The 20,570-nt window shown below is 71.4% G+C and carries 20 protein-coding genes; 10 read left to right on the top strand and 10 right to left on the bottom strand.

The window, feature by feature from the left end; all coding sequences use genetic code 11:
- Positions 1-535 (bottom strand): MFS transporter (locus AOK15_RS11435; RefSeq protein ID WP_157870209.1); only part of this gene is annotated, 535 nt, incomplete at its 3' end.
- 91 nt (positions 536-626) lie between these two features.
- On the opposite strand from AOK15_RS11435, the gene AOK15_RS11430 reads away from it, so the two are divergent.
- Positions 627-1,292, top strand: coding sequence for a FadR/GntR family transcriptional regulator (locus tag AOK15_RS11430; RefSeq protein WP_055515535.1), 666 nt, complete (start codon positions 627-629; stop codon positions 1,290-1,292).
- Positions 1,293-1,320: 28 nt separating this feature from the next.
- Here the strand turns inward: AOK15_RS11430 and AOK15_RS11425 are convergent, their stop codons facing one another.
- The 3 genes from AOK15_RS11425 to fabG form a co-directional block, all read right to left on the bottom strand.
- Complete coding sequence (locus AOK15_RS11425; protein ID WP_055515532.1) at positions 1,321-1,704, bottom strand: hypothetical protein; 384 nt, start codon at positions 1,702-1,704, stop codon at positions 1,321-1,323.
- Between the two features lie 159 nt (positions 1,705-1,863).
- Entirely contained in the window at positions 1,864-2,631 is a 768-nt protein-coding gene (gene fabI, locus AOK15_RS11420) for an enoyl-ACP reductase FabI (RefSeq protein WP_055515530.1), read from the bottom strand.
- Positions 2,632-2,636: 5 nt separating this feature from the next.
- A complete protein-coding gene (fabG, locus tag AOK15_RS11415; RefSeq protein WP_055515528.1) occupies positions 2,637-3,356 on the bottom strand; it encodes a 3-oxoacyl-[acyl-carrier-protein] reductase in 720 nt (239 codons plus the stop codon).
- 240 nt (positions 3,357-3,596) lie between these two features.
- Between fabG and AOK15_RS11410 the strand changes: the two genes are divergently transcribed.
- The 3 genes from AOK15_RS11410 to tyrS all read left to right on the top strand — a co-directional run bounded on the left by AOK15_RS11410 (position 3,597) and on the right by tyrS (position 7,864).
- Entirely contained in the window at positions 3,597-5,120 is a 1,524-nt protein-coding gene (locus AOK15_RS11410) for a TldD/PmbA family protein (protein WP_055515526.1), read from the top strand.
- Entirely contained in the window at positions 5,117-6,520 is a 1,404-nt protein-coding gene (locus AOK15_RS11405) for a metallopeptidase TldD-related protein (protein ID WP_055515524.1), read from the top strand. The genes AOK15_RS11410 and AOK15_RS11405 overlap by 4 nt, the downstream gene beginning before the upstream one ends.
- A 75-nt stretch (positions 6,521-6,595) precedes the next feature.
- Positions 6,596-7,864 (top strand): tyrosine--tRNA ligase, encoded by a 1,269-nt coding sequence (gene tyrS / locus AOK15_RS11400; RefSeq protein WP_055515522.1) that lies wholly within the window; start codon positions 6,596-6,598, stop codon positions 7,862-7,864.
- A 144-nt stretch (positions 7,865-8,008) separates the two neighbouring features.
- Here the strand turns inward: tyrS and AOK15_RS11395 are convergent, their stop codons facing one another.
- Positions 8,009-8,287: a GlsB/YeaQ/YmgE family stress response membrane protein gene (locus tag AOK15_RS11395; protein WP_055515520.1), complete on the bottom strand. Its 279-nt coding sequence runs from the start codon at positions 8,285-8,287 to the stop codon at positions 8,009-8,011.
- 247 nt (positions 8,288-8,534) lie between these two features.
- Between AOK15_RS11395 and AOK15_RS11390 the strand changes: the two genes are divergently transcribed.
- A complete protein-coding gene (locus AOK15_RS11390; RefSeq protein ID WP_055515517.1) occupies positions 8,535-8,921 on the top strand; it encodes a DUF3099 domain-containing protein in 387 nt (128 codons plus the stop codon).
- A 208-nt stretch (positions 8,922-9,129) separates the two neighbouring features.
- A complete protein-coding gene (locus AOK15_RS11385; protein ID WP_055515515.1) occupies positions 9,130-9,369 on the top strand; it encodes a hypothetical protein in 240 nt (79 codons plus the stop codon).
- A gap of 24 nt (positions 9,370-9,393) precedes the next feature.
- Here the strand turns inward: AOK15_RS11385 and moaA are convergent, their stop codons facing one another.
- The 3 genes from moaA to AOK15_RS11370 form a co-directional block, all read right to left on the bottom strand.
- Positions 9,394-10,383, bottom strand: coding sequence for a GTP 3',8-cyclase MoaA (moaA, locus tag AOK15_RS11380; protein WP_055515513.1), 990 nt, complete (start codon positions 10,381-10,383; stop codon positions 9,394-9,396).
- Positions 10,384-10,559: 176 nt separating this feature from the next.
- Entirely contained in the window at positions 10,560-12,185 is a 1,626-nt protein-coding gene (locus AOK15_RS11375) for a solute symporter family protein (RefSeq protein WP_055515512.1), read from the bottom strand.
- Positions 12,182-12,538, bottom strand: a complete 357-nt coding sequence (locus AOK15_RS11370) for a DUF485 domain-containing protein (RefSeq protein WP_055515510.1) — start codon at positions 12,536-12,538, stop codon at positions 12,182-12,184. Before AOK15_RS11370 ends, AOK15_RS11375 begins: the two co-directional genes overlap by 4 nt.
- A 390-nt stretch (positions 12,539-12,928) precedes the next feature.
- On the opposite strand from AOK15_RS11370, the gene AOK15_RS11365 reads away from it, so the two are divergent.
- From AOK15_RS11365 to AOK15_RS11350, 4 genes are all read left to right on the top strand, one after another.
- Positions 12,929-14,464 (top strand): S8 family serine peptidase, encoded by a 1,536-nt coding sequence (locus tag AOK15_RS11365; protein WP_055515508.1) that lies wholly within the window; start codon positions 12,929-12,931, stop codon positions 14,462-14,464.
- An 88-nt stretch (positions 14,465-14,552) separates the two neighbouring features.
- Positions 14,553-16,070: a S8 family peptidase gene (locus AOK15_RS11360; RefSeq protein ID WP_055515506.1), complete on the top strand. Its 1,518-nt coding sequence runs from the start codon at positions 14,553-14,555 to the stop codon at positions 16,068-16,070.
- A 242-nt stretch (positions 16,071-16,312) separates the two neighbouring features.
- On the top strand, positions 16,313-17,797 hold the full coding sequence (locus tag AOK15_RS11355; RefSeq protein ID WP_055515504.1) for a CoA transferase: 1,485 nt from the start codon (positions 16,313-16,315) through the stop codon (positions 17,795-17,797).
- Positions 17,798-18,108: 311 nt separating this feature from the next.
- Positions 18,109-19,119, top strand: a complete 1,011-nt coding sequence (locus AOK15_RS11350; RefSeq protein ID WP_055515537.1) for a CopD family protein — start codon at positions 18,109-18,111, stop codon at positions 19,117-19,119.
- Between the two features lie 163 nt (positions 19,120-19,282).
- Here AOK15_RS11350 and AOK15_RS11345 read toward each other — a convergent pair whose 3' ends face one another.
- Together AOK15_RS11345 and AOK15_RS46680 are read right to left on the bottom strand one after the other, a co-directional pair.
- On the bottom strand, positions 19,283-20,017 hold the full coding sequence (locus tag AOK15_RS11345) for a lysoplasmalogenase (RefSeq protein WP_055515502.1): 735 nt from the start codon (positions 20,015-20,017) through the stop codon (positions 19,283-19,285).
- On the bottom strand, positions 20,014-20,570 hold a 557-nt coding region (locus AOK15_RS46680; protein WP_240508387.1), incomplete at its 5' end, for a sterol desaturase family protein. The genes AOK15_RS46680 and AOK15_RS11345, both read right to left, overlap by 4 nt.

Raw genomic sequence — 20,570 nt, 5'->3', positions numbered from 1 at the left:
CCGCCGCGGCGGAGGTGCCGAGGGCGAGGGCCATGGAGTACAGGCCGGTCATGGAGCCCACCCGGTCGGGGAACCAGCTCTTGACGATGACCGGCATGAGGACGTTGCTGACGGCGATGCCCATCAGGGCGAGGGCGCTCGCGGCCACGAAGCCGGCGGTGGTGCCGGTGTACGGCCGGAAGACCAGCCCGGTGGCGATCGCGGCCATGCCGGCGCACACCACGGCGGCGGGGCCGAAGCGGCGGGCGAGCCGTGGGGCGAGGCTCCCGAACAGGGCGAAGCAGAGGGGCGGTACGGAGGTGAGGAGTCCGGCGACGCTGCCGCTCATGCCGAGTCCGTCGCGCACCTCTTCGAGGAGGGCGCCAAGGCTGGTGATGGTGGGCCGGAGGTTGAGAGCGGTCAGGACGATGCCCAGGATCATCAGCCGGGTCGTCCACGCGCGCGTGCCCGGTCGCCCGCCCGCGCCGGGCGACTCGATCCGGTCGGGTACGCGGGTGGACACGGACGTCGTCCTGAGGGTTTCCTCGCTCACCATGCTTTACATCATAGAATCATAGGATGATTGGTTGTCGAGTCTCTCGACGGGGCGGCCACGCCCTTCGTCCCGGTCCGTGCGAAGGTGTGTCATGCCCTTGAGTCATCCCCGCCGTTCGGCGCTGTCCGAGCAGGTCATCGCGGCGCTGCGGAACCAGATCACCTCGGGTGAGTGGCCGGTCGGCTCCCGCATCCCGACCGAGCCGGAGCTGGTCGAGCAGCTGGGCGTCGCACGGAACACGGTCCGTGAGGCCGTCCGCGCCCTCGCGCACAACGGTCTGCTGGACATCCGCCAGGGCTCCGGCACCTTCGTCGTCGCGACGAGCGAGCTGGCGGGGGTCATGCACCGCCGCTTCGCGGACGCCGACCCCCGGCACATCGCCGAGCTGCGTTCCGCCCTCGAGTCGAGCGCCGCGAAGCTGGCGGCCGAGCGGCGCACCGAGAAGGACCTGAAGCAGTTGGAGGCGCTCCTCGCCCGGCGTGAGGAGGCTTGGGCCTCCGGCGACGCGGAGACCTTCGTGTCGGCCGACTCGACTTTCCACCTGGCCGTCGTGGCCGCGTCCCACAACGACGTCGTCACGGCCGTCTACGCGGACCTGGGCGAGGTCCTGCGGGACTGGCTGCGCGACGACGTTGGCGCGGAGCTGACGCCGGAGGCCTACATGGACCACGCCCGGCTCGTGGACGCGATCCGCGCGGGCGACGCGGAGTCCGCCGCGGCGGAGGCGGCCGGCTATCCGTTCCACTGCCGCCCCTGACGGGTCAGCCGTCCACGCGCCTGAGGGGTCAGTCGTCCGGCCGCTGGTGGCTGAACCAGACGGCGCGGACCTCCTTCCAGCAGCGCCCGGTGAACCGCACCGTCTGCGCGGGACCCGTCTCGACGGGGGCGCCGTCGCTGTCGATGTCCCACCAGCGCGCGCACTCGATGTGCAGGCGGACCCGGTCGGGGTCCGGGTAGGGGTTGAAGCAGTACCCGACGACTCGGGAGCCGACGACCGTGTGGTTGCAGGACGCCCCGAAGGGGTCGGGACGGTCGGCCGTCACACGCGCGTGCCGTGGCCCCGTCAGGTTCCGGGTCTCCACGCGCGCGTTCGGGATCGCTTCGTACGGAAGGGACAGTACGAGAGCCAGGGCGACGGCCACGGGGGCGAAGCTGCGGGACAGACGCACAAGGGAGACCTCCTCGGCCGAGCGGCTGGGCGGTGTACGTCCAGCGTGCGCGGCACCCGGCCGGGGCGGCCCGTCGTATGGGCCGAACGGGGGATGCGCGAAGGGCCCGTGTCCGGGTGGACACGGGCCCTCGACACGACCGTCAGGCCGCGAGTGGCGTCACGCGCCGATCGCGTGCAGCCCGCCGTCGACGTGGATGATCTCGCCGGTGGTCTTCGGGAACCAGTCGCTGAGCAGGGCGACGACACCGCGGCCGGCCGGCTCCGGGTCCTTGAGGTCCCACTCCAGGGGCGAACGGTCGTCCCACACGGCGGCCAGCTCGCCGAAGCCCGGGATGGACTTGGCGGCCATGGAGGCGAGGGGGCCGGCGGAGACCAGGTTGCAGCGGATGTTCTGCTTGCCCAGGTCGCGCGCGACGTAACGGCTCGTGGCCTCCAGGGCGGCCTTGGCCGGGCCCATCCAGTCGTACTGCGGCCAGGCGAACTTCGCGTCGAAGGTGAGGCCGACGACCGAGCCGCCGTTCTGCATCAGCGGCAGGCAGGCCATCGTCAGCGACTTCAGGGAGTACGCCGAGACGTGCATGGCGGTCGCGACGGACTCGAACGGCGTGTTGAGGAAGTTGCCACCGAGCGCGTCCTGCGGGGCGAAGCCGATGGAGTGCACGACGCCGTCGAGGCCGCCGAGTTCCTCACCGACGATGTCGGCCAGGCGCCCGAGGTGCTCCTCGTTGGTGACGTCGAGCTCGATGACCTTGGTGGGCTTCGGGAGCTTCTTGGCGATGCGCTCGGTCAGCGTGGGCCGGGGGAAGGCGGTGAGAATGATCTCCGCGCCCTGCTCCTGGGCCAGCTTGGCGGTGTGGAAGGCGATGGAGGACTCCATCAGCACACCGGTGATCAGGACGCGCTTGCCCTCGAGGATTCCGCTCATGGTGATCAGTGACCCATTCCCAGTCCGCCGTCTACGGGGATGACGGCTCCAGTGATGTACGAGGCGTCGTCCGAGGCGAGGAACCGCACCGTCGCGGCGATCTCCTCGGGCTGCGCGTACCGGCCGAGCGGCACCTGCGAGACGATGCCCGCGCGCTGCTCGTCGGTGAGGATCTTGGTCATGTCGGTGTCGACGAAACCGGGCGCGACGACGTTGAAGGTGATGTCGCGCGAGCCCAGTTCACGGGCGAGGGACCGCGCGAAACCGACCAGGGCGGCCTTGGAGGCGGCGTAGTTGGCCTGGCCGGGCGAGCCGTAGAGGCCCACGACCGACGAGATCAGCACGACGCGGCCCTTCTTGGCGCGCAGCATGCCGCGGTTGGCGCGCTTGACGACACGGAAGGTACCGGTGAGGTTGGTGTCGATGACCGAGGTGAAGTCCTCCTCGGACATCCGCATCAGGAGCTGGTCCTTGGTGACGCCGGCGTTGGCGACGAGGACCTGCACCGGACCGTGCTCGGCCTCGATCTCCTTGTAGGCCTGCTCCACCTGCTCGGAGTCGGTGATGTCGCACTTGACCGCGAGGCAGCCCAACTCCGCGAGGGCGGCCGGCGGCTCGCCCGAGCGGTATGTGTACGCGACCTTGTCGCCGTTCTCGGCGAACGCGCGGGCGATGGCGAGGCCGATGCCCCGGTTGCCTCCGGTGACGAGAACCGAGCGGCTCAACGGATCACCCTTTCCATAGCGGTCTGCACACCTGCCCGATTGCCTGGACGGCAGGCGCCTTCCTCGAAAACCTATCGGTCGGGCCCGTCGCGCGGGCATTCGGGCAGTGACAGTGGCGTGGGGGACTCACTGTGGGGTCCCTACAGAAAGCCGACGTGGTCGGCGCGGAAAGATGTGGTCGGGGTGCCCGCGGGCGCGACATGATCGGACCCGACAGGCCACGACAGCAGGGAGACCTCGGTGCCTCATTCCATCGACGAAGCCTTCACGGCACTGCCGCTGAGGGCCCTGGCCGACGCCGCGCTCGCACGCGCGCGTGCGCTCGGGGCCGAGCACGCGGACTTCCGGTTCGAGCGGGTGCGCAGCGCGTCCTGGCGGCTGCGGGACGCCAAGCCCGCCGGGTCGTCGGACACGACCGACCTCGGGTACGCGGTGCGCGTGGTGCACGGCGGGACCTGGGGGTTCGCCTCCGGTGTGGATCTGACGATGGACGCCGCCGCGAAGGTCGCGTCGCAGGCGGTGGCGATGGCCAAGCTGTCGGCGAAGGTCATCGAGGCGGCCGGGTCCGACGAGCGGGTCGAGCTGGCGGACGAGCCCGTGCACGCGGAGAAGACGTGGATCTCCTCGTACGAGATCGACCCGTTCACCGTCCCCGACGAGGAGAAGTCCGCGCTGCTCACGGACTGGAGCGCGCGGCTGCTGGCGGCCCCCGGGGTCAATCACGTCGACGCCTCGCTGCTCACCGTGCACGAGAACAAGTTCTACGCGGACACCGCGGGCACCGTGACCACGCAGCAGCGGGTCCGGCTGCACCCGTCGCTGACCGCCGTGTCCGTCGACGAGTCCAGCGGGGAGTTCGACTCGATGCGGACCCTGGCGCCGCCGGTCGGCCGGGGCTGGGAGTATCTGACGGGCACCGGCTGGGACTGGGACGACGAGCTGGCGCGGATCCCCGAGCTGCTCGCGGAGAAGATGCGGGCCCCGAGCGTCGAGGCGGGCCTCTACGACCTCGTCGTCGACCCGTCCAACCTGTGGCTGACCATCCACGAGTCCATCGGCCACGCCACCGAGCTGGACCGCGCGCTCGGCTACGAGGCCGCCTACGCCGGCACGTCCTTCGCCACCTTCGACAAGCTCGGCAAGCTCCGGTACGGCTCCGAGCTGATGAACGTCACCGGCGACCGCACCGCCGAGCACGGCCTCGCGACCGTCGGGTACGACGACGAGGGCGTCGCGGGCCAGTCCTGGGACCTCGTGAAGGACGGCACCCTCGTCGGCTACCAACTGGACCGCCGCATCGCCCGGTTGACGAAGCTCGGCCGCTCCAACGGCTGCGCGTACGCCGACTCCCCCCGGCACGTGCCCGTGCAGCGCATGGCCAATGTGTCGCTCCAGCCGGACCCGGCCGGGCTGGCCACGGAGGACCTGATCGGCGGTGTCGACCGCGGCATCTACGTCGTCGGGGACCGGTCCTGGTCCATCGACATGCAGCGCTACAACTTCCAGTTCACCGGTCAGCGGTTCTTCAAGATCGAGAACGGGCGGATCACCGGGCAGCTGCGGGACGTCGCGTACCAGGCGACGACAACCGACTTCTGGGGTTCCATGGCGGCCGTGGGCGGGCCGCAGACGTATGTCCTCGGCGGTGCCTTCAACTGCGGCAAGGCCCAGCCGGGCCAGGTCGCCGCGGTCTCGCACGGCTGCCCCTCCGCCCTGTTCAAGGGCGTCAACATTCTGAACACCACGCAGGAGGCAGGTCGATGAGCGCGCCCGTCAAGAAGGCACACAAGCCGCACGAGATCGTCGAGCGGGCTCTCGAACTGTCCCGGGCCGACGGGTGCGTGGTCATCGCCGACGAGTACTCGTCGGCCAACCTGCGCTGGGCGGGCAACGCGCTGACCACGAACGGGGTCACGCGGGGGCGGTCGGTGACCGTCGTCGCCACGGTCGACGGCAAGGAGGGCACCGCCTCCGGTGTCGTGTCCCGCTCGGCCGTCACCGCCGAGGAACTGGAGCCGCTGGTGCGGGCCGCGGAGGAGGCCGCGCGCGGGGCCGGGCCCGCCGAGGACGCCCAGCCGCTGGTCACGGGCGTGCAGCCGTCGCCCGACTTCACGGAGCCGCCCGCGGAGACCTCCTCCGCGGTGTTCGCCGACTTCGCCCCGGCGCTGGGCGAGTCCTTCGCACGCGCGCGTGCGGGCGGCCGCGAGCTGTACGGCTTCGCCAACCACGAGCTGGTCACCAGCTATCTGGGCACGTCGACGGGGCTGCGCCTGCGGCACGACCAGCCGAACGGCACGCTGGAGCTCAACGCCAAGTCCCCGGACCGCACGCGCTCGGCGTGGGCGGGCCGCTCCACGCGGGACTTCAAGGACGTCGACCCGGCGGCCCTGGACGCGGAGCTGGCCGTACGGCTCGGGTGGGCCGAGCGGCGGATCGGGCTGCCCGCCGGACGGTACGAGACGCTGCTGCCGCCGACGGCCGTGGCCGACCTGCTGATCTACCAGATGTGGTCGGCGTCGGCGCGGGACGCCGCCGAGGGCCGGACCGTGTTCAGCAAGCCCGGTGGCGGCACCCGGATCGGCGAGCGGCTCACCGACCTGCCGCTGTCGCTGCGCAGCGACCCCTTCGAGCCGGGGCTGGAGTCGGCGCCCTTCGTGCTCGCCCACTCCTCCGGCGGGGACAGCTCGGTGTTCGACAACGGGCTGCCGCTGAAGGCGACCGACTGGATCCGTGAGGGCGAGATCGCGCATCTGCCCACCACCCGGCACAGCGCGGGCCTGACCGGTCTGCCGGTGGTGCCCGCCATCGGCAACCTCATCCTCGACGGCGGCGAGGACCGCTCCCTGGAGGAGATGGTCGCGAACACCGAGCGCGGGCTGCTGCTGACCTGCCTGTGGTACATCCGCGAGGTCGACCCGGCGACGCTGCTGCTGACCGGGCTGACCCGCGACGGCGTCTACCTCGTGGAGAACGGCGAGGTGACGGGCGAGGTCAACAACTTCCGGTTCAACGAGTCGCCGGTGGACCTGCTCGGGCGGGCCACCGAGGCGGGCCGCACGGAGAAGACCCTGCCGAGGGAGTGGAGCGACTACTTCACCAGGGCGGCCACCCCCGCGCTGCGGGTGCCGGATTTCAATATGAGCTCTGTCAGCCAGGGCGTATAACCTCGTAGTCGTTCGTGGTCGGCCGCCCCCGGCTGCCGACCACCATCCGAAGATCATCGAGGAGACACGAGAACCGTGACGGACATCGTCGACGAGCTGAAGTGGCGGGGGCTGTTCTCCCTGTCCACCGACGAGGACGCTTTGCGCAAGGCTCTCGCGGACGGTCCCGTCACGTTCTATTGCGGTTTCGACCCGACCGCGCCGTCCCTGCACGTCGGGCACCTGGTGCAGGTGCTCACCGTGCGCCGGCTCCAGCAGGCCGGCCACCGGCCGCTGGCGCTGGTGGGCGGTGCGACGGGCCTGATCGGCGACCCCCGCCCCACGGCGGAGCGCACGCTCAACGACCCGGAGACGGTGGCCGGCTGGGTCGGCAGGCTGCGCGCCCAGATCGAGCCGTTCCTGTCCTTCGAGGGTGAGAACGCGGCCGTCATGGTCAACAACCTCGACTGGACCGAGGGTCTGTCCGCGATCGAGTTCCTGCGGGACATCGGCAAGCACTTCCGCGTCAACAAGATGCTGACGAAAGACTCCGTGGCCCGCCGCCTGGAGTCCGACCAGGGCATCAGCTACACCGAGTTCAGCTACCAGATCCTCCAGGGCATGGACTTCCTCCAGCTCTACCGGAGGTACGGCTGCACGCTCCAGCAGGGCGGCAGCGACCAGTGGGGCAACCTCACGGCCGGCCTGGACCTGATCCACCGGCTGGAGCCGGGCGCCGAGGTGCACGCGCTGGCGACGCCGCTGATGACCAAGGCGGACGGCACCAAGTTCGGCAAGACCGAGGGCGGCGCCGTCTGGCTCGACCCGGAGATGACGACGCCGTACGCGTTCTACCAGTTCTGGCTGAACGTGGACGACCGGGACGTCACCCGGTACATGCGCATCCTGTCCTTCAAGTCCCGTGCGGAGCTGGAGGAGCTGGAGAAGCAGACGGAGGAGCGGCCGCAGGCCCGCGCCGCGCAGCGCGCGCTGGCCGAGGAGCTGACGACGTTGGTGCACGGGGCCGACCAGACGGCCGCGGTGATCGCCGCGTCGAAGGCGCTGTTCGGCCAGGGTGAGCTGGCGGAGCTGGACGAGCGGACGCTGGCCGCGGCGCTGTCCGAGGTGCCGCACGCCAAGGTGGCCGAGCTGGCGCCGGTCGTGGACCTCTTCGCCGAGGTCGGGCTGGTGCCCAGCAAGTCCGCGGGGCGACGCACGGTGAAGGAGGGCGGGGCGTACGTGAACAACGTGAAGATCACCGCCGAGGACGCCGTGCCTGCTGCGGAGGACCTCATCCACGGTCGGTGGCTGGTGCTGCGGCGCGGGAAGAAGAACCTGGCCGCCGTCGAGGTGACCGGGGCGTAGAGCCGAGGGGCGTAGAGCACGAGGGACGTGGGGGCGGAGCAACCGCGGGGTCGCTCCGCTCTCACGCCCCTTCTGCGCGGCAGGCGTCTCCCAGCCCTCGGTGTCGCGCGCGTGACAGGCGTCTCCCGGTCGCGGCGGCGGCTCTCAGGCTCGGTGTTTCCTCTTGGCCACCGTCGACATGTAGAGGCTGTCGCCCAGGTAGACGATGGCCACCGCGGCGATCACCTGGAAGATGTGGCGGCTCCAGTCGATGCCCTTGGTCTCCTCGACACCGAAGCCGCGCGCGATGGCGTTGCCGACGACGGCGCCCAGCATGCCGAAGATCGTCGTCAGCCAGAGCGGGCTGTGCTGCTTGCCCGGAATGATCGCCTTGGCCAGCAGACCCAGCACGAGTCCCACGATGATCGCCCACAACCAGCCCATGGCTGCCTCCTCGTACGGCTCGACGTGAGCTGTACGGCCAGTGTCGGCCCGCCTCCTCTACGCCGCATGTCGGGCGGTGCCCTACGCGGGGCGGCGCATTTCGTCCCGTCCTGCCGGGAGGAGACCCGGTCTCCCAGGCGACGCAGGCGCGGCGTAACGTGGACAGGGACCGGCCCGCCGTGCACCGTGCGGGACCGGCAGGGGAACGGGCCGGGGAGCGTCCGATAGAGGCGGGTGGTGGAACGCGATGCGGAAGCAGAGCAATGTCGAGGTCTTCCGGATCACCGGCGCCCGGCAGGGACTCGCCGACGACGTCCGGGGCAGGCAGCGCCGCTATGTCATCTCGATGTCGGTACGCACGCTCGCGGTGATCGCCGCGGCGGTCCTCTGGAACGTCGAACGGCACGTCGCGGTCGTCGCACTGGTGCTCGGAATGGTTCTGCCGTACATCGCCGTGGTGATCGCCAACGCGGGCCGGGAGAACGCGCCCTCGCTGCCGTCGACGTTCATCGCCCCGCCGGTGCGGCCGATGATCACGCCGCCCTCCGCCGAGGGGTCCGCGGAATCCTTCTCGGAGGACGACCCGGCGGACTCCGTGGGCCGTCACCGCAGTGAGCCGCGCGAGCGGGCCTGAGCGCCGGGGGTCCGCTCGAAGCGGAATCCCTCCGACCACGAACCTCAAGAAAAGCTCAGATCAATCATGTAGTTCCTGTGCCGGGCAGAGGCTTCCCCGTGACATACTTCGTACGCGCTCCGCATCCCCCGTCGGAGCGACAGACCGACGCCGGGCAGCTCCCCCCGTGGCTGCTCGGCGTCGCCTTTTGTGCGACTAGGGTCGACGGGTGAACATCCTCAATGTCCCCGGTTCCGAACCCGCCTCCCCCGTCTGCTCGGCCAAGGGCTGTCGTGCCGACGCGGTCTGGGTGCTCGCCTGGAACAACCCCAAGCTCCATACGCCGGAACGGCGCAAGACCTGGCTCGCGTGCGAGGAACACCGGGAGCATCTGTCCCAGTTCCTCGGTGTGCGCGGGTTCCTCAAGGACGTCGTCACGCTGAAGGAGTGGGAGGACCGCGCCTCGTAGACCGCCCGCCTCGTAGACCGGCCCTCATCCTCCGATCGCGGACATCGGTCGGTCGGGCTGGACGAAGGACGGGTCGTCCAGGCCGGCGCCCGCCTTCTTGCCCCAGGTCGCCAGACGCCAGATGCGGGCGATCTCCTCGTCGGGGGCGCCCGAGCGCAGGGCCGCCCTGAGGTCGGTCTCCTCGCGGGCGAACAGACAGGTGCGGACCTGGCCGTCAGCGGTGAGGCGGGTGCGGTCGCAGGCGGAGCAGAACGGGCGGGTGACGGAGGCGATGACGCCCACCCGGTGCGGGCCGCCGTCGACGAGCCAGCGCTCCGCCGGGGCCGAGCCCCGCTCGTCCTGGCCCTCGGGGGTCAGATCGAAGCGGGTGCGCAGGGAGGTGAGGATGTCGCCGGCGGTGACCATGCCGTCGCGCTTCCAGCCGTGCTGCGCGTCCAGTGGCATCTGCTCGATGAAGCGCAGCTCGTAGTCGTGCTCGACGGCCCAGGCGAGGAGGTCCGGGGCCTCGTCGTCGTTGAGGCCGGGCATCAGGACCGAGTTGACCTTGACGGGGGTCAGTTCGGCCTCGCGGGCCGCTTCCAGGCCCTCCAGGACGTCCTTGTGACGATCGCGCCGGGTGAGGGCCTTGAAGACGTCGGGGCGCAGGGTGTCCAGGGAGACGTTCACCCGGTCCAGGCCCGCCGCCTTCAGGGCCGTCGCCGTGCGCTTCAGGCCGATGCCGTTGGTGGTGAGGGACATCTGGGGGCGGGGCTCCAGCGCCGCCACGCGCTCGACGATGCCGACCAGGCCGGGGCGCAGCAGCGGTTCACCGCCGGTGAAGCGGACCTCGGTGATGCCGAGGGTGCGGGCGGCTATGTCGATGAGGCGGACGATCTCGTCGTCCGTGAGCAGGTCGGGCTTGGCCAGCCACTGCAGGCCCTCCTCGGGCATGCAATAGGTGCAGCGCAGATTGCACCGGTCGGTCAGCGAGACCCTGAGGTCGGTGGCCACTCGGCCATAGGTGTCGATGAGCACGTGGGCCCCCTCCCGCGCCGGATCAGTCGTTCCCTGACACCTGCGAGCCTACGTGACACCGGTGGCGACATCACAGGCCCGATCCCACGAGACGCGGCGAGGGGCCGCCGTAGATCCCTACGACGACCCCTTCGCGACGCGGGCGCGCACGCGCGGTGCGGCGGCTGCCGGCGGGGCTAGTGCGCGCCGGTGCCGGTGAGGGAGCGGACCTCCAACTCGGCGTACTTGGCCTCGTCGGGCTTCTCCTTGGACAGGACGGTGCCGAGGAAGCCCATGAGGAAGCCGAACGGGATGGAGATGATGCCCGGGTTCTTCAGCGGGAACCAGTGGAAGTCGACGTCCGGGAACATCGCCTTCGGGTCGCCGGAGACGACGGGCGAGAACAGCACCAGGCCGACGGCGACGATCAGACCGCCGTAGATCGACCACAGCGCGCCCTGGGTGGTGAACCGCTTCCAGAAGAGGCTGTAGAGGATGGTCGGCAGGTTGGCGGAGGCCGCGACCGCGAAGGCGAGGGCGACCAGGCCGGCCACGTTCAGGTCGCGGGCGAGGGCGCCGAGGCCGATGGAGACGATGCCGATGAAGACGGTCGCCCAGCGGGCCGCGCGGACCTCCTCGGCGCCGGACGCCTTCCCCTTGCGGATGACGTTGGCGTAGATGTCGTGCGCGAAGGACGACGACGAGGCGAGGGTGAGGCCGGCGACCACGGCGAGGATGGTCGCGAACGCCACCGCCGAGATCGTCGCGAGCAGGATCGCACCCCAGGCCGAGTCGACGCCGCCGAGATGCAGGGCGAGCAGCGGGGCCGCCGTGTTGCCCGAGGGGTTGGAGGCGATGATCTCCTTCTGGTCGATCAGCGCGGCGGCGCCGAAACCGAGGGCGATGGTCATCAGGTAGAAGCCGCCGATGATGCCGATGGCCCAGTTGACGGACTTACGGGCGGCCTTGGCGTTGGGCACCGTGTAGAAGCGGATCAGGATGTGCGGCAGGCCGGCGGTGCCGAGGACCAGGGCGATGCCGAGGGAGATGAAGTCCAGCTTGGAAGTGCCGGTCGCGCCGTACTGGAGGCCGGGCTCCAGGAAGGCGGCGCCCTTGCCGCTGTTCTCGGCGGCGGTGCCGAGCAGATCGGAGATGTTGAAGTTGAACTTCAGCAGCACCAGGAACGTAATGAGGAGCGTGCCGCCGATCAGCAGCACGGCCTTCACCATCTGGACCCAGGTGGTGCCCTTCATTCCGCCGATGGAGACGTAGACGATCATCAGGACGCCGACGAGGGCGACGATCAGGATCTTGCCGGCGTCGGAGGTGATGCCGAGGAGCAGGGAGACGAGGACGCCCGCGCCCGCCATCTGGGCCAGCAGATAGAAGATCGACACGACGATCGTGGACGTGCCGGCGGCGGTGCGCACGGGGCGCTGGCGCATGCGGTACGCGAGGACGTCGCCCATCGTGTAGCGGCCGGAGTTCCTGAGGGGCTCGGCGACCAGGAGCAGGGCGACCAGCCAGGCGACCAGGAAGCCGATGGAGTAGAGGAAGCCGTCGTAGCCGAAGAGGGCGATCGCGCCCGCGATGCCGAGGAACGACGCGGCGGACATGTAGTCGCCGGAGACGGCGAGGCCGTTCTGGAAGGCGCTGAACTGGCGGCCGCCCGCGTAGAAGTCGGCGGCGTCCTTGGTCTGGCGGCCGGCCCAGACGGTGATGGCGAGCGTCGCGAGGACGAACAGCCCGAACAGGGTGATGATGAGCGGCCGGTGCTCGCTGGCCTCGTTGGCCGCGAGGACTGTCTGCTGAACGGGGCTCATGCGCCGCCCTCCATCCGGGACTTGATCGCCTCGGCCTTGGGGTCGAGCTTCGCGGCGGCGTGCCGCGAGTACCACCAGGCGATGAGGAACGTGGTGACGAACTGGGCGATGCCGAGGACGAAGGCGATGTTGACGTTGCCGAGGAGCTTGGTCCCCATGAAGTCGCCGGCGTAGTTGGAGAGCAGGACGTACAGCAGGTACCAGGCGATGAAGGCGACGGTCAGCGGGAAGGCGAACGACCGGTAGGAGCGGCGCAGTTCACCGAACTCGGCGCTCTCCTGGACCGCGGTGAACTCCTCGGCCGAGGGGAGATGGTGTTCTGCCTTCGCGGGGGGCGGTGCATCGGTTGCCACGGAGTCTCCTCGCGTATCCGCCGCGCTCGCGACGGTGGATGGGGACGATTTCGCCGTCGGATCGGGGGACGGGTCGATTACGGACATCTGGTCGGCTCTGTTCCTAGCGGTGAGAGGGGGCGCACGATCGTGCTCGGGCTCCCTGCACAACGTCACGGCGGCACGAGAGGACCGGTTCAACCGTCTGTCGTTCTTTCGAAAATCGATTCAGCGACGGATCGACACAGGCGGGTCGATAAGGGATACCCCTCTACTTCGCCCGGGGTCCCCTCAAGTCATTGCTGGCCAGGGACGGCGGGGGATAGCTTCGGGGCGCACCACCAAGTCATGTACCTGCCCAGGCACTCGTGTGCCCTGGGCCGGTTTCTTTGAGGATGATGTGGAGATCCCATGGCTCATCTGCGCTCCAGCCGGCGGCTCGCGCTCGCGGTACCGGTCGCTCTTTCGCTGACCGCCTCACTCGGTTTCCTGCCGGGTGTCGCCTCGGCGGCGCCGCTCGCCGCACCCGCCACCGCGACCGCCACCGCGGAGGGCCCGAACCTCTCGTACGTCGTGAACACCCGCACCGACCGGCGCACCATCGCCTCGGTGGAGAGGGCGATCGCCGCGGCGGGCGGCAAGGTCGTCGTCACGTACGACCGGATCGGTGTGATCGTCGTCCACTCGACCAACCCCGAGTTCGGCGCGACGATGCGTGCCGTGCGCGGTGTGCAGTCGGCAGGTCTCACCCGTACCGCGCCGCTGGCGCCGGCGGGGACGACGGACGAGGGCGCCGTCGACTTCCTGACGGACGCGGAGGCCGCGAAGGTGAGGGCCGCCTCGGCCGACATCCCCGACGCCGAGCCCCTCGAGGCCGACCAGTGGGACCTGCGCTCGATCGGCGCCGACAAGGCCGCGAAGATCAACGACGGCAGCCGGAGGGTCACGGTCGCCGTCATCGACACCGGCGTCGACGACACCCACCCGGACCTCGCGCCGAACTTCTCCAAGTCCCAGTCGGCGAACTGCGACGGCGGTGTCGCGGACACCAGCGAGGGCGCCTGGCGGCCGTACACCGTGGACGACTACCACGGCACGCACGTCGCCGGTGAGATCGCCGCGGCCCGCAACGGCATAGGCGTCGCCGGTGTGGCTCCTGGCGTCAAGGTCTCCGCCATCAACGTGACCGACAGGAAGAGCGGTCTGTTCTACGCGGAGAGCGTCGTCTGCGCGTTCGTGTTCGCCGCCGACCACGGCGTGGAGATCACGAACAACAGCTACTACGTCGACCCGTGGCTCTACAACTGCATGGAGGACCCGGACCAGAAGGCCATCGTCGACGCGGTCAACCGGGCCCAGCTGTACGCCCAGAAGAAGGGCACGCTGAACCTGGCGTCGGCGGGCAACTCCAACCACGACCTCGCCTCCGACGCGATCGCGGACGCCACCAGCCCCAACGACACCACTCCGGTCGAGCGCACCATCGACCCGAGTGAGTGCTTCGACGTGCCCACCCAGCTGCCGGGTGTCGTCACGGTGAGCGCGACGGGCGTGAAGAACGAGAAGTCGTACTACTCGACGTACGGCAACGGCGTCGTCGACATCGCGGCGCCGGGCGGCGACCGCCGTTACCAGCTGCCGGACACCCCGTCGAAGGACGGCCGCATCCTGTCCACGATGCCGGAGGGCAAGTACGGCTTCCTCCAGGGCACGTCGATGGCGGCGCCGCACGCCTCCGCCGTGGCCGCGCTGCTGAAGTCCACGCACCCGTGGGCGTCCCCGAAGCAGTTGCAGTGGCTGATGAAGGCCCAGGCCGACAAGCAGGCCTGCCCGACGACGTACGACCAGAACGGCGACGGCACGCCGGACGCCGTCTGTGAGGGCGGTCCCCGCGCCAACGGCTTCTACGGGCACGGCATCGTCAACGCCCTGAAGGCCGTCAAGTAACCCATAATCGGGGCGGACCGACACCCCGAGGGAGACGGCTTCCCGCACAGCTCGTACCGCTCATCACGCGAAACGAACTGGAGACAGCATGACAGCGCTCAGCAAGCGCTCGCGTCGCCTGGCGGCGCTCCCTCTGGGGATGGCCCTGGCGACGGCAGTGGTCGTCGTACCCGGCGCCACGGCCTCGGCGGCAGAGGTGACCGCCCGGGCCGCGGCCGACGCGACACAGCTCAGCTACGTGGTCAACGTTCGCCCCGGTCACGGACCGTCCGCCAAGGTGAAGAAGGCCATCACCGAGGCGGGCGGCACGATCGTGACGTCGTACGACAGGATCGGCGTCATCGTCGTCCACTCGGCGAACGCCGACTTCGCGCCCGCGATCCGCCGGGTGCACGGCGTGGAGTCGGCCGGTGCCACGCGCACCGCGCCGCTGCCCGCGCAGTCCACCACCGATGTCGGCACCCCCAAGGTGCTGACCGCCGAGGAGATCGCGGCCGCCGACGCCGCGGAGGGCCAGGACCCGCTGGAGTCGTTGCAGTGGGACCTGCCGGCCATCAAGGCGGACAAGGCCCACGAGGTGTCCCTGGGCAGCCCGGACGTCACGGTCGCCGTGATCGACACCGGTGTCGACGACACCCACCCGGACATCGCGCCGAACTTCGACCGCAAGGCGTCGGTCAACTGTGTCTCGGGCAAGCCCGACACGACCGACGGCGCCTGGCGGCCGGGGCCCACGGAGAGCCCCCACGGCACGCATGTGGCCGGGGAGATCGCCGCCGCCAAGAACGGCGTCGGCGTCACGGGTGTGGCACCGGGCGTGAAGGTGTCCGGCATCAAGGTGTCCACGACGGCCGGTTTCTTCTACACGGAGGCCGTGGTCTGCGGCTTCATGTGGGCCGCCGAGCACGGTGTGGACGTCACGAACAACAGCTATTACACCGACCCCTGGTACTTCAACTGCAAGAACGACCCGGACCAGAAGGCGCTCGTCGAGGCCATCACCCGGGCGTCGCGGTACGCGGAGAAGAAGGGCACGGTCAACGTCGCGGCGGCCGGCAACGAGAACTACGACCTCGCGGCCGACGAGATCACCGACCCCACGTCGCCGAACGACACGACGCCGGCGGACCGGGTCATCGACCCGTCGAAGTGCCTGGACATCCCGACCCAGCTGCCCGGTGTCGTCACCGTCGCCGCGACCGGCGCGAAGGGCGTCAAGTCGTCGTTCTCCAACCACGGTCTGGGCGTCATCGACATCGCCGCGCCCGGCGGCGACTCGACCCGTCTGCAGACCCCGGCCCCGCCCGCGACCAGCGGCCTCATCCTGGGCCCGCTGCCCGGCGGCCGGTGGGGGTACATGGCGGGCACGTCGATGGCGTCCCCGCACGTCGCGGGTGTCGCCGCCCTCATCAAGTCGACGCACCCGTACGCGCCGGCACCGCTCGTGAAGGCGCTGCTGTACGCGCAGGCCGACGCGACACCGTGCACGGACCCGTACGACCTCGACGGTGACGGCAAGGCCGACGCGGTGTGCGAGGGACCGAAGAACTACAACGGCTTCTACGGCTTCGGCACGGCGGACGCGCTGGACGCGGTCACCAAGTAGAAGCTCACCAAGCAGAGAGGCAGGGTCAGCGAGCAGAAGCTCTCCTCCGGGGAGCGTCAGGGCCGGGCGGTCGGGTACCGCCCGGCCCTTCCGCTGCCCCGACGCCCGTGTTGATCCCGTCCACACCGCACAGTGGGCCCATGACGGACATGGGCGCGGACACGGGCGCGGACAGGTACGCGGACAAGGGTGCGGGCGTGAGGGGCAGGGATGCGGGCGTGAGCGGGAGCAGGGGCGCAGGAATGGATGTGAGCCTGGCGTCGGCGTGGGCGGCGCTGGGCGGCGAACCCGGCCTGCTGTCACGGGTGTCGACGGTCGTACGGGAAGGGACGCTGCCCGCTCGCCTCCCCGTACGGGAGCTGGCGCGGGCCTGTGTGGGCGTGTGCGCGCTGGCCGCCGCCGAGCTGGGCGCGCGGCGGGCCGGGCTCACGGAGGTGCCCCGCGTACGGGTGGACGACGGGGCGGTGGCCACGGCCTTCGTCAGCGAGCGGCATCTGCTGATCGACGGGCGGGCGCCGGTCGCCTTCGCACCGCTGTCGCGTTTCTGGCGCACGGCGGACGGCTGGGTGCGGACGCACGCCAACTACCCGCATCACCGGGAGCGGTTGCTGTCCGCGCTGGGGCTGCCCGAGGGCGACGCGACCGCCGTCGAGGCGGCGCTCGCCGAACGGTCGTCGCCGGAGGTCGAGGAGACGGTGTACGCGGCCGGGGGTCTCGCGGTCGCGCTGCGTACTCCGGAGCAGTGGGCGGCGCACGACCAGGCCGCGGCGGTGGCGGCCGGACCGCTCGTCGAACACGACCGGACGGACACCGCGCACGCGCGCGTGAGGCCGCATGCGGACGCGCCGGAGACCGCGTCGGAGGCCACGGCGGTGGCCGCGGTTTCGGCCTCGTCGGGCGGGGTCCCGCTGCTGCCCGCCGCCGGAGTCCGGGTCCTGGACCTGACCCGGGTGATCGCGGGCCCGGTGGCCACCCGCACGCTCGCCCTGCTGGGCGCGGACGTGCTGCGCGTCGACCCGCCGGGAACGCCCGAACTCCCCGACCAGCACATCGACACCGGCTTCGGGAAGCGGTCGACGGCACTGGATCTGACCCGCGCCGCAGACCGGCGCCACTTCGAGGAACTGCTGGCCGGCGCGGACGTCGTCGTCACCGGGTACCGGCCGGGCGCGCTGGACCGGTTCGGCCTCTCCCCTCAGGCCCTGCTCGCCCGGCGCCCCGGCCTCGTCGTGGCGCAACTGTCGGCGTGGGGCCCGTACGGGCCGTGGGCGGGGCGGCGGGGCTTCGACAGCCTCGTCCAGGTGGCGACCGGGATCGCCGTGGTCGAGGGTTCGGCGGAGCTGCCGGGCGCGCTGCCCGCGCAGGCCCTCGACCACGGAACGGGGTATCTGCTGGCGGCGGCCGTGCTGCGGTCGCTCACCGAGGGGTCGGCGGACGGTCACGGGCGGGTCGTAAGGCTGTCGTTGGCGCGGACGGCGACGTGGCTCCTGGAGAGTGCCGCGCGGCGTGGGGAGGCGCGGCTCGGGGAAGCGCGGCTCGGGGAAGCGCACCGCGCCGGTGGCGGCGGGGGCGGGGCGTTCGACGCGGCGGAGGGCCGGCTCGCCGAGCGGGACAGTCCCGTCGGACGGCTGCGGTACGCGCTACCGCCGGTGTCCTTCGAGGGCGGACCGGGTGACTGGGCTCGGCCGCCGGGGCCCTGGGGAGCGGACGAGGCGAGGTGGGGGTGAGGCGCCCGGTGCGGACAGCGGTGGTGCGAGGGCGCGAGGGGACGGCGCGCGCCTGAGGCGGGCGCCGCCCTGCCGCTTCCGTGCGCGTGCGCCGTCCTGAGAGAGCGGGCGCCTCGGGCCGTACGGATGGGTGGAATGTCGAACTGCCGGAGTTTTTCCGGCACTTGCCCATTTCGGATGCGACCGGGGACTTTTCGGGGGTGAGCCTGACGAGACGGAGGGCGGAGGAGAGCGGGGCGCAGGAGACCGGGCGGCTGCCCTCCCGCGGCGCCGGGGAACGGCCCTCCGAAGGCGCCGGGGAACGGCCCTCGATCGGTGCCGGGGAACGGCCTTCCGGGCCGCGGCCCGTGGGGTGGGTGCCGACGGGCGCCGGTCGGGCGGTCGGGCTGCTCCTGCTGGTGGCCGTGGGCGCGCTGATACCGCTGTTCGGGCCACGAGTCGCGCTGGACGGCACCGGTGAGGCGGCGGCTCCCGGGGCGGGCGGGATCGCTCTCCTGCGGACCGTGCTGCTGGCCGCGCTGTGCGTACCGGTGGGCGAGCTGTTCGTCGTGCGGCTGGCCCGGCGGGTGCCGGGCGGCCCCCGGCAGACGCCCCGCGGCTGGGCGGCGGGGGCGGCGGCCGCCGGTTGCGTGGCCGCGCTGGGGCTGGCCTCGGTGGTGGCGACCGGCAACCTCCTGCCGGACTCCCCCGCCGACATCGACGTCGGCGGTCTCTACGCGACGCGGGACGGCCGACTCGCCCTGCTGGAGGTCAACGCGTTCGCGGCGGTGGCCCTGTGCGCCCGGTCACGCCGCACGCTCACCCAGGTGGTGCCCCTGACGGCGATCGTCGTCGCGGAGGCGTTGCGGGCGCACCCCACCGTCGAGGACAGCGCGCTCGTCGGCACGGCCCTGACGTTCGTCCACCTGCTGTGTGCGGTCCTGTGGGTGGGAGGACTGCTCTGCGTCCTGCGCACCCTGGGCACGCGCGCGTGGCGCGCGACGCCGGGGGCGGGCGCGGCGCTGCTGGGCCTGTACGCGCGCGTGGCCGCCGTTCTGCTGGCCGCCGTGACCGCCACCGGGTTGTGGAGCACGCTCCGGCGAATGCCGCCGGGCACGTTCCTCGACCAACTGACGGAGACGGCGTACGGGCGGGCCCTGCTCGCCAAGGTGCTCCTCATGGCGGCCGTCGCCGCGCTCGCCCTGTGGGCCCGGCTACGGCTGCGCCATGTGACCGACCCGCTGGACGCCTGCGCCCCCGCCCGCGCGGAACTGGTGGTCCTGGGGGTCGTCGTGGCGGTGTCGGGCCTGCTCACCGCGCTGCCGGTACCGATCCGTTGGTGAGTGCCGACGGCGGCGGCAGAGGGTGAGCACCGGCGGTGGGCGACAACGGGCGAGTCCAGGCGACAGGCCACAGCGGGTGCGCACCGGCGGCGGGCGAGCGGGTTCAGGCTGCGGGCGAGCGGGCGGCATCGGGTGCGTACCGCCCGCGGAGCCCCGACGTCGCTCAGGGCGTCGCCGGAACCGGTCCGCCGCCGGTGGGCGCGGGCAGCTCGGCCTCCAGGGTCCGCAGGACACCCCGGGCCAGCAGGTACTGGGCGGCGATGTAGGTGAGCATGATCCACAGGTCGGGCCGTGGGAGCTGCGGCCACTCCGCTACCCCGGTCGCGATGAGCATGTCCGACAGCACGAAGAGCGCGCCGCCCGCCCCGGCGACGACCCCCAGCCGGGCGGCGGAGCACGCCATCGCGGTCAGCAGCGCGCTGTACCCGGCGACGGGCACGCGCAGGTCCGCCGGCAGACCGGGCCACAGACCGGCCACGGCGACGACGAGGGCGAGCGCGTAAACGGCGGGCAACCGGAGGGCACGCGCGCGTGCCCCCCGCTCCCCCACCACGGGCGAACCCCTGTCCGTGGCGCCGTGCGAGGCGCTCGCCTGCCGTGCCCGCTTCCCGAAGAGGACGAGATAGCAGACGTGGCCCGCCGCGAAGCAGCCCATCCCGGCGAGGAAGGCAGGCTCGGCGTCGGAGAGGAGGAGGACGTCCCCGCCCCAGCCGCAGAGCAGGGCGGCGATCAGCAGCCGCGGGCCGCCGCGCGCGTGGACGTACGCGGCGAGCAACGGCATCAGCAGCGGCTTGGCGACCGTGTGCCCGGGGGTGAACCCGGCGGCAAGGGAGCCGAGGTCGACGGCGGCGGCGAGCCCGAAACCGACGAGGAGGGGCTGTCCGCCCGGCCCTCTCACGCGGCCGTCTCCGTGACGGCGGGCTTCTCCTCGGCCGCCGACTTCTCCCCGACCGCCGACTTCTCCTCGGCCGCCGCGCGCCGCGACGCCGGCCCCCAGCCGGGCCCCCGGAAGACCCGCCCGGCCCGCTCGCTCCAACTCCGCGCCGCCCTCAGGTCCTTGGCGATGGCGACGTACTCGTGGGTGGCGACCCGCAGCGGGTTGTAGGTGCCGATGTTCTTGGTCAGGCCGTAGACGGGCCGCTCGGTCTCCGCGACGAAGGAACCGAACAGCCGGTCCCAGACGATGAGGATGCCGCCGAAGTTGCGGTCGAGGTAGCCGCCCTGGGAGGCGTGGTGGACCCGGTGGTGCGACGGCGTGTTGAACACGAACTCGAACGCCGGGTGCAGCTTGCCGATCCGCTCGGTGTGGATCCAGAACTGGTACACGAGGTTGGCCGACGAGCAGAACGCGAGCGCCGCCGGGTGCACGCCGAGGGCGATGAGGGGGACGTAGAAGGGCCACACGGTCCAGGTGGTCCAGGGCTGGCGCAGCGCGGTGGTGAGGTTGAACT

It is taken from the genome of Streptomyces ossamyceticus, assembly GCF_001418475.1.
GTDB classification, from domain to species: domain Bacteria; phylum Actinomycetota; class Actinomycetes; order Streptomycetales; family Streptomycetaceae; genus Streptomyces; species Streptomyces ossamyceticus.
The sequence above is the reverse complement of the archived record's forward strand: the minus strand, read 5'-3'. Positions and strand labels throughout refer to the sequence as shown.